Consider the following 9,074-nt stretch of genomic DNA (forward strand, 5'->3'; position numbering starts at 1 on the left):
GGCGTACGTCGACATCGCCCGCGTCGTTCGTGACCGTGTGCTGGAGATCGGGTACGACTCGTCGGTCAAGGGCTTCGACGGCGAGTCCTGCGCTGTTCAGGTCACTCTGGACGCGCAGTCGGCCGACATTGCCCAGGGCGTCGACACCGCTCATGAGACCCGTGCCGGGAGCTCCGTCGACCCGCTCGACCTCCAGGGCGCCGGCGACCAGGGCCTGATGTTCGGCTTCGCGTGCGACGAGACCCCCGAGCTCATGCCGCTGCCGATCACCATCGCCCACCGTCTGGCCGAGCAGCTCACCGCAGTGCGCAAGGACGGCACGCTGCCCTACCTGCGTCCGGACGGCAAGACCCAGGTCACCATCGAGTACGGCGACGACCACAAACCGGTGCGCGTCGAGGCCATCGTCATCTCCACGCAGCACGAGGAGGGCGTCGACCTGGAGAACCAGCTCAACCCCGACCTGAAGAAGCACGTCATCGACTCGGTGCTCGCCAACTACGACATCGACTCCTCCGACTACAAGCTGCACATCAACCCCACCGGCAAGTTCGTCATTGGTGGCCCGATGGGCGACGCCGGCCTCACCGGACGCAAGATCATCGTCGACACCTACGGCGGATACGCCCGTCACGGCGGCGGAGCCTTCTCCGGCAAGGACCCGAGCAAGGTCGACCGCTCCGCGGCCTACGCCATGCGTTGGGTGGCCAAGAACATCGTCGCCGCAGGCTTGGCCACGAAGGCGGAGGTCCAGGTGGCCTACGCCATCGGTGTCGCCCACCCGGTCGGTTTCTACGTCGAGACGTTCGGCACCGAGACCGTTCCGGTCGACGCCATCCGTGCCGCGGTGCTCGAGGTCTTCGACCTTCGCCCCGGTGCCCTCGTACGCGACCTCGATCTCCTGCGCCCGATCTACGCCAAGACCGCGGCCTACGGCCACTTCGGGCGCGAGCTCGAAGGCTTCAGCTGGGAGAAGACCGACCGCGCTGACGCGCTCAGGGCCGCCGCCGGCGCCTGAACATCACGGCACGACACTCGGTGCGGTGTCGTGCGCGGCTGGTAGAACTGCCACGTGGATGACGACGGGCAGCTCGAGCTGGTGTCGTCGCCCAAACCCCGAAAGCCCAAACCCCGAAAGCCCAGTGCCCGCAAGCGCACCGAACGGCCGAAGCCCGAGGCCGCAAGCGTGCTCCCGGTGGCCCGCGTGGTCGTCGACTCGCCGCTCGCGCACCTCGACCGGCCGTTCGACTACATCGTCCCCACGACACTCGACGACGAGGTGGTGCCCGGCTGCCGCGTGCGGGTGCGCTTCTCCGGCCGCCTCACCGACGCCTTCGTCGTCGACCGCGTCGAGACCAGCGACCACGAGGGCAGTCTCGCGTTCCTGAGCAAGGTTGTCTCGACCGAACCGGTGCTGTCGCCGTTGGTCCTCGGACTGTGCCGGGACGTGGCCGACCGGTGGGCCGGCACGCTCAACGACGTGCTGCGACTCGCCGTACCGCCGCGGCACGCACGCGACGAGGCGAAGCCGTCACAGGTCCAGGACGGAGCGCTCCCGCCGATCACCGATGACGCATGGATGTCATGGCCGCACGGAGCGAGCTTCGTGGCGGCGCTTGCGGCGGGGGAGCGGCCGCGTGCGTGCTGGGCCGCCCTACCGGCGCACGAGCCCGCCCAAGCCGTCGCCGAGGCTGCGCTGGCAGCGCTCCATGCCGGGCGGGGCACCATCGTCTGCGTGCCCGACGTGCGTGACGTCGCCCGGTGGGATGCGGTGTTCGCCGCGGTCCTGGGGGAGGGGCGCCACGTCGTCCTGACCGGGGCACAGAAGCCCGCCGAACGGTACCGGTCCTTCCTCGCCGTGTCCCGCGGTGCCGTACAGGTCGTGGTGGGCACGCGCGGTGCGGCGTTCGCCCCGGTTGCCGACCTCGGCCTCGTCGCGATGTTCGACGACGGCGACGACCTCTTCGCCGAGCCGCGGGCGCCGTACCCGCACACCCGGGAGATCCTCCTCACCCGGGCGGCCCGTGAAGGTGCGGGCGTGCTCATCGGCGGCCACGCCCGCACGGCCGAGGGTCAGGCGCTCGTCGAGAACGGCTGGTGTGCGGACCTCGTGGCTGAACCGGTCACGCGCCGCCTTCGCTGGCCGACGGTCGAGGTCACCGATGGTTCCGTCGACGGTGGCGCGCCGGCTCGTCTGCCGCACGCCGTGTTCCGGGCGATCCGGGCGGCCGACGGACCCGTCCTCGTCCAGGTGCCGCGGCGCGGGTATCGAACGTCCCTCGCGTGCCAGCGGTGCAGGACTCCGGCGCGGTGCACGCAATGCAGCGGACCACTCTTCCAAGGGGGTGCGGGCCAGCCGGTCGCGTGCCGATGGTGCGGAACGGAGGCCTCACCATGGAGCTGCCGAGAGTGTGGTGGCGACCAACCTCGCTCACCTGTCGTCGGCCAGCTCCGCACGGCCGAGGAGTACGCGAAGGCGTTCCCCGAGCACGAGATCGTCACGTCCGGCGGTGACTCGGTGCTTGACACGATCGTGCCCAGTCGTGTCATCGTGCTCGCCACGCCGGGTGCCGAGCCGCACACGTCCGGCGGCTACGCGCTCGTCGTTCTCATGGACACTTCGTTGATGCTCGCGCGCGATGACGTCCGTGTGGTCGAGGAGTCGCATCGCCGATGGTTCAACGCGCTTGCTCTCGCCCGTGAGACAGCACCCGCCGTGGCCGTTGGCGACCCGGCCGCTCTGCAGGCGCTCGTTCGGGCCGACCCGATCGGTCTGGCCTCGCGGGAGCTCGCGGGCCGTGCTGAAACGCACCTACCACCGGTCGGACGCCTCGCCACCGTCGACGGACCGGCCGACGTCCTCGGTCCACTGGCCACCCGCGAGTGGACCCCGAACACCGAGATCCTCGGCCCGGTTCCGGTCGACGATCTCGAGAGGCTGGTTCTACGCGCCCCGCGACGCGAGGGTGCGGCCCTGGCGTCCGCCCTCCAGGACGTTCAGGCCGAACGCAGCGCGGACAAGCTGCCACCGGTCCGCGTCCGCATCGATCCGCTGACCTTCTGACCCGCCTCCTACACTCGGCCCCGTGAGGATCGTGTTCGCCGGGACGCCCGAGGCCGCTGTCCCGACACTCGACGCCTTGCTCGGCAGCCGGCACGAGGTCGCGGCGGTGCTCACCCGACCCGAGGCCCCGACCGGACGCGGTCGCCGGCTGCGGCCGTCGCCGGTCGCCGAGCACGCCGCCGCCCACGGTGTCGAGGTGCTGACGCCACCCTCGCCGTCCGACCCGGAGTTCCTCGAGCGACTCCGGGGCATCGATCCCGCCTGCTGCCCGATCGTCGCCTACGGCGCGATGTTGCGCCGTGAATCGCTGGACGTCCCCGAGTTCGGATGGGTCAACCTTCACTTCTCCGTGCTCCCGGCCTGGCGCGGGGCTGCACCGGTGCAACGGGCGATCATGGCCGGCGACGAGGTCACCGGCGCCACCGTGTTCAGCGTGGTCGAGGCTCTCGACGAGGGCCCGGTGCTCGGCACCATCACCGAGCGCATCCGCGACGACGACACCGCAGGCACGCTTCTCGACCGGCTCGCCCGCGAGGGGGCAGGTCTGATGGTCGAAGCCCTCGATCACATCGAGGCGGGCGACATCGCCGCTCACCCGCAGCCGGAGGACGGGATCTCCTACGCCGCCAAGCTCACGACGGACGATGCCCGCGTCGACTGGAACCGGCCGGCGTTCGCGGTCGACCGGCACGTCCGCGGATGCACGCCGACTCCCGGCGCCTGGACCAGTGTCGACGATCAACGACTCAATCTCGGACCGGTACGGATCGCGGAGGAGGCCACCCTCGGAGTCGGTGAGCTCGACATCGGCAAGCGTGAGGTGCGCGTGGGCACCGCCACGACCGACGTCGTGCTCGGCGACGTGCAGCCGTTCGGTCGCAAGCGGATGCCGGCCGCCGACTGGGGTCGCGGCGTCTCGCTGCCGACCGGCACGGTATTCACGTGACCGACCCGGTTCGGATGATCGCGTACCACGTGTTGAGGGCGGTCGCCGAACGTGATGCCTACGTCAACCTGGTGCTGCCCGGCATGCTGGCCGAGCATCACGTCAGCGGCCGGGACGCGGCCTTCGCGACCGAGCTCGTGCACGGCACCGTGCGGCGTCAGGGCACCTATGACGCCGTGATCGACCAGGTCGCGAGCAAGGGCCTGGGCTCGATCGATCCACTGGTGCTCGACGCGCTACGGCTCGGCGCGCACCAGCTGCTGAGCATGAGGGTGCCGGCACACGCTGCCGTGTCCACCACGGTCGACGTCGTGCGCCGCGAGATCGGCCACAAGCCCGTCCACTTCGCCAACGCGCTGCTGCGCTCGATCAGCAAGCACGACCTCACGGGCTGGCTCGACATCGTCACCGAAGGGCTCGCCACGGACGAGGCGATCTCCATCCGCACGTCGCACCCGGTGTGGGTCGTGCAGGCGTTCCGGGATTCGTTGGGGCCCGACGGCGACCTTCAGGCCCTTCTCGAGGTGAACAATGCATCTCCCCGCGTGACCTTGGTGGCCAGGCCTGGCCTGTGCGACCCCGACGAGCTGCCCGGCGAGCCGGGCCGTCTCTCGCCTTATGCACGCATCCTCAACAGCGGCGTTCCCGGGGAGATCCCGGCGGTGCGCGACGGGCGTGCGGGCGTGCAGGATGAGGGTTCCCAGCTGGTCGCCATCACGCTCGCCGAGGCGACGCTCGAGGGGCCCGACGAACGCTGGCTCGACCTGTGTGCCGGACCAGGTGGCAAGGCCGCTCTGCTGGGCGCACTCGCAGCCGGGAGCGGTGCCACCCTCGTCGCCAACGAGCTGCAACCCCACCGTGCCGATCTCGTCCGGCATACGACCAGTGAGCTCTCCAACGTCGAGGTCACCGAGCACGACGGCCGCGAGGGTCCCTGGCCGGCAGGTTCCTTCGACCGCGTTCTCGTGGACGCCCCGTGCACGGGCCTCGGCGCGCTGCGCCGGCGACCCGAGGCGCGGTGGCGACGAAGCCCCGAGGACCTCCAGACCCTCATTCCGCTCCAGCGCGACCTCCTGGCCCGTGCGCTGGAACTCGTCCGTCCGGGCGGTGTCGTCGTCTACGCCACATGCTCGCCGCACCTCGCCGAGACGCGCGATGCGGTGTCCGACCGTTCGGTGGAATCCACTCGCCAGCTGTGGCCGCACGTCGACGGCACGGACGCGATGTTCTGGGCCGTCCTGCGCCGATAAGGTCGGGGCCATGGGTATCCAGATCACCCCGAGCATGCTGTCGGCGGACTTCGCGAACCTCGAGGCCGAGGCCGCGCGGATCGCCGGGGCCGACTGGTTGCACGTCGACGTCATGGACAACCACTTCGTGCCGAACCTGACCATCGGCGCTCCGGTGGTCGAGGCTCTGTCCAAGGTGGCCCGGCAACCCATCGACGCCCACCTGATGATCACCGAGCCCGATCGCTGGGCCCCCGGGTACGTCGAGGCAGGCGCACAGAGCGTCACCTTCCACATCGAGGCCGCCCAGGCACCGGTTCGGCTCGCCCGGGAGATCCGTGCCAAAGGAGCCCGCGCGTCGATGGCCCTTCGCCCCGCCACCCCGATCGAGCCCTACGAGGACCTCCTGCCCGAGCTCGACATGGTACTGCTGATGACCGTCGAGCCCGGTTTCGGCGGTCAGGCTTTCCTCGACGTCTGCCTGCCCAAGATCCGGCGCACCCGTGAGCTGCTCGACAAGCACGGGGGTGACATCTGGCTGCAGGTCGATGGTGGAGTCTCGGCCGACACGATCGACCGCTGCGCCGAGGCAGGCGCCGACGTCTTCGTCGCCGGCTCCGCCGTCTTCGGGGCCGCCGATCCGGACGCCATGGTTGCTCAGCTGCGCTCACGGGCCGAGCAGCATGCTCCATCCCGCTGACCCGTGGGTAGAATGGGCGCAGACGAGCAACATGCTCGCGTGCTCCGGGGTCGGTGAAATTCCGAGCCGGCGGTCATAGTCCGCGACCCGGGCCCTGAAGTTGGGGCTCGGTTGAACCGGTGGAAATCCGGTACCGACGGTGAAAGTCCGGATGGGAGGCGCACGCCGGTCTCGCTCCGTGTCTCCACGGTGCGACGTCCCGTCACCCCGGACGCGTGTGCAGCGACCGGAGGAGCCGATGGCCACCATCTCACCCGACATCGTTGGCCGTGCCATGCGCACGGCGATCGACGCGGCGCGTGTCGTGCCCCGCACCCTGCCCAACCCCCGCGTGGCGTGCGTGCTGCTGCGTCCGGACGGATCCCAGATCGCCGTCGGCGTGCACCGCGGCGCCGGCACACCGCACGCGGAGGTCGACGCGCTCGCCCAGGCCGGCGACGAGGCGAAGGGCGCCACTGCGGTCGTCACTCTCGAGCCCTGCAACCACACCGGACGCACCGGACCCTGCACGCAGGCGCTCATCGACGCGGTAGTTGCCCGTGTCGTCCACGCCCAGACCGACCCCGACCAGGCCGCCGCCGGGGGAGCGGACGTCCTCCGGAAGGCGGGCATCGACGTCGAGTCCGGCGTCCTTGTCGACGAGGCCGAGGCGCTCAACGTCGAATGGACCCACGCCGTCACCAAGGGAAGGCCCTTCGTCACCTGGAAGTACGCCGCCACACTTGACGGGCTCAGTGCCGCGCCCGACGGCAGCAGCCGCTGGATCACCAGTGCCGAAGCGCGCCAGGACGTCCACGTGTTCCGGGCTGAGGCGGACGCCGTGATGGCGGGCACCGGGACGGTTCTCACCGACGACCCGCGCCTCACTGTGCGCGACGCCGACGATCTACCGCTGCCGTACGAGCGGCAGCCGCTCCGGGTCGTCGTGGGAGAGACGCCCATCCCGGAGTACTACCGGGTCCACGACCGGGTGGCCCCGACCGTGTTCGTCCCAGGCCGCGATCCGTCCGCCGTGCTCGCCCAGCTGGCCGAGCGCGAGATCCGGCACGTATGGCTCGAAGGTGGCCCCCGGCTGGCCGGCGCATTCTGGAACGCCGGCCTCATCGACCGCGTCATCGGGTACATCGCGCCGGCCATGCTCGGGTCCGGCCGGGCCGCCCTCGAAGGGGAGGCCACGACGCTCGCCGACCTGCGCCCCATCGACATCCAGGACCTGAGCCGGATCGGACCGGACATCCGCATCATCGGCACGCCGGACGCCGCATCGACTGAGGAGGACCGCTGATGTTCACTGGACTCGTCGAGGAGAGGGGCATCGTCACCGCGGTCGAGCGCCTCGGCGACGCGGTACGCCTGACCGTGCGCGGTCCCGTCGTCACCTCGGACGCCTCCCGCGGCGACTCCATCGCCGTCAACGGGTGCTGTCTCACGATCTCCGAGCTCGACACCGACACCTTCTCGGCCGACGTGATGGCCGAGTCCCTCGACCGGACGTCGCTGGGAGACGTCTCGGAGGGTTCCGAGGTCAACCTGGAGCGCGCGATGGCCGCCGGAGCACGCATGGGCGGCCACATCGTGCAGGGCCACGTCGACGGCACCGGCGAGCTGCAGGACCGCGCGCCGAGCAAGAACTGGGACCTCCTGAGATTCTCACTGCCTGCCGACCTTGCGCGCTATCTCGTGGAGAAGGGTTCGATCACGGTCGACGGCGTGTCTCTGACGGTGGTCGAGGTGGCCGACGACTGGTTCTCGGTGTCGCTCATCCCCACCACGCTCGCCGACACCACGCTCGGCACACGGGGGCCCGGCGAGCGGGTCAACCTCGAGGTCGACATCCTCGCCAAGTACGTGGAGCGGCTTCTCGCCACAACGAAAGGAGATCGGCAATGACCGTCCGGCTCGACAGCATCGAACGCGCCATCGCGGACATCCGCGAGGGCAAGGCCGTCGTCGTGGTCGACGACGAGAACCGCGAGAACGAGGGCGACCTCATCTTCGCGGCGAGCAAGGCCACACCGCAGCTCATGGCATTCCTCGTGCGCCACTCCAGCGGCTACGTCTGCGCACCGATCACGGGCGACACGCTCGACCGGCTCGGCATCCCGCTGATGACGCCGCACAATCGCGAGCTCATGCGCACGGCGTACACGATCTCCATCGACGCCCGCGACGGCATCACCACCGGCATCTCCGCGGCCGACCGGGCCCGCACGTGCCGGGTGCTCGCCGACTCCGCGACCGAGCCGTTCGAGCTCGTCCAGCCCGGTCACGTGCTGCCGCTGCGGGCCGATGAGGGCGGCGTGCTCGCTCGCGCAGGCCACACCGAGGCAGCGGTCGACCTGACGCGCCTGGCCGCGCTGACAGCTGCCGGCGTCATCGGCGAGCTGGTGAACGACGACGGCACCCTGATGCGGGCGCCGGCTCTGCGTGAGTTCGCCGACGAGCACGGCTTGTCGCTCGTCTCGATCGCCGACCTGCGGGCCTACCGCCGCCTGCACGAGTCGCAGGTCGAGCGGACCGCCGAGACGCGGCTGCCCACCGAGTTCGGCGAATTCACCGCGCTCGGCTACCGCGACGTCATCGACGGGGCGGAGCACATCGCGCTCGTGCACGGCGACCCCGGCCAGGATCGCGTGCTCGTCCGGCTCCACTCGGAATGCCTCACCGGCGACGTCCTCGGTTCGCGCCGATGCGACTGTGGCCCGCAGCTGCAGGCGTCCATGGCCGCGATCACTGCGGAGGGAGCCGGCATCGTCGTCTACCTGCGCGGCCATGAGGGTCGCGGCATCGGTCTGCTCAGCAAGCTGCAGGCCTACGCGCTGCAAGATGGCGGCCGCGACACCGTCGATGCCAACCTCGATCTCGGCTTCGCCGAGGACGACCGCGACTACGCCGCCGGCGCTCAGATGCTGCGCGACCTCGGCGTCACGTCGGTGCGCCTGCTGACGAACAATCCCGGCAAGGCGACTGGCCTGGAGACGTACGGCATCAAGGTGGCCGAGCGGCTTCCGCTCGCCGTTGCTCCCACCCCCGACAACCTGCGCTACCTGCAGACGAAGGCCCGCCGCATGGGCCACGACCTGCCGGAGCTCGCCCAGCCGACGGAGGACGAGACATGAGCAAGCACGGAGCACC

8 protein-coding genes and 1 riboswitch are annotated in these 9,074 nt (G+C 70.5%); all 8 genes read left to right on the plus strand.

What is annotated here, in order from left to right; all coding sequences use genetic code 11:
- On the plus strand, nt 1–1,018 hold a 1,018-nt coding region (gene metK, locus ACRDPN_RS16395), incomplete at its 5' end, for a methionine adenosyltransferase (RefSeq protein ID WP_431449756.1).
- A gap of 54 nt (nt 1,019–1,072) precedes the next feature.
- On the plus strand, nt 1,073–3,064 hold the full coding sequence (locus ACRDPN_RS16400) for a primosome assembly protein PriA (protein WP_431449757.1): 1,992 nt from the start codon (nt 1,073–1,075) through the stop codon (nt 3,062–3,064).
- A gap of 22 nt (nt 3,065–3,086) precedes the next feature.
- Entirely contained in the window at nt 3,087–4,010 is a 924-nt protein-coding gene (fmt, locus tag ACRDPN_RS16405; protein ID WP_431449758.1) for a methionyl-tRNA formyltransferase, read from the plus strand.
- Complete coding sequence (locus ACRDPN_RS16410; protein ID WP_431449759.1) at nt 4,007–5,260, plus strand: RsmB/NOP family class I SAM-dependent RNA methyltransferase; 1,254 nt, start codon at nt 4,007–4,009, stop codon at nt 5,258–5,260. The genes fmt and ACRDPN_RS16410 overlap by 4 nt, the downstream gene beginning before the upstream one ends.
- 10 nt (nt 5,261–5,270) lie before the next feature.
- Nucleotides 5,271–5,939, plus strand: a complete 669-nt coding sequence (gene rpe, locus ACRDPN_RS16415) for a ribulose-phosphate 3-epimerase (RefSeq protein ID WP_431449760.1) — start codon at nt 5,271–5,273, stop codon at nt 5,937–5,939.
- Nucleotides 5,940–5,975: 36 nt separating this feature from the next.
- Nucleotides 5,976–6,106, plus strand: a riboswitch (FMN riboswitch).
- 71 nt (nt 6,107–6,177) lie between these two features.
- Nucleotides 6,178–7,224 carry a bifunctional diaminohydroxyphosphoribosylaminopyrimidine deaminase/5-amino-6-(5-phosphoribosylamino)uracil reductase RibD gene (ribD, locus tag ACRDPN_RS16420; RefSeq protein WP_431449761.1) on the plus strand — a complete coding sequence of 349 codons (1,047 nt, stop codon included), beginning with the start codon at nt 6,178–6,180 and terminating at the stop codon, nt 7,222–7,224.
- The gene (locus ACRDPN_RS16425) at nt 7,224–7,829 is read left to right on the plus strand and encodes a riboflavin synthase (protein WP_431449762.1); all 606 of its coding nucleotides are present in this window, start codon (nt 7,224–7,226) and stop codon (nt 7,827–7,829) included. Before ribD ends, ACRDPN_RS16425 begins: the two co-directional genes overlap by 1 nt.
- Nucleotides 7,826–9,058, plus strand: a complete 1,233-nt coding sequence (locus ACRDPN_RS16430) for a bifunctional 3,4-dihydroxy-2-butanone-4-phosphate synthase/GTP cyclohydrolase II (RefSeq protein ID WP_431449763.1) — start codon at nt 7,826–7,828, stop codon at nt 9,056–9,058. Before ACRDPN_RS16425 ends, ACRDPN_RS16430 begins: the two co-directional genes overlap by 4 nt.
- Nucleotides 9,059–9,074: the final 16 nt, after the last annotated feature.

The sequence above is a fragment of the Aeromicrobium sp. genome (genome assembly GCF_050700635.1).
GTDB lineage: Bacteria > Actinomycetota > Actinomycetes > Propionibacteriales > Nocardioidaceae > Aeromicrobium.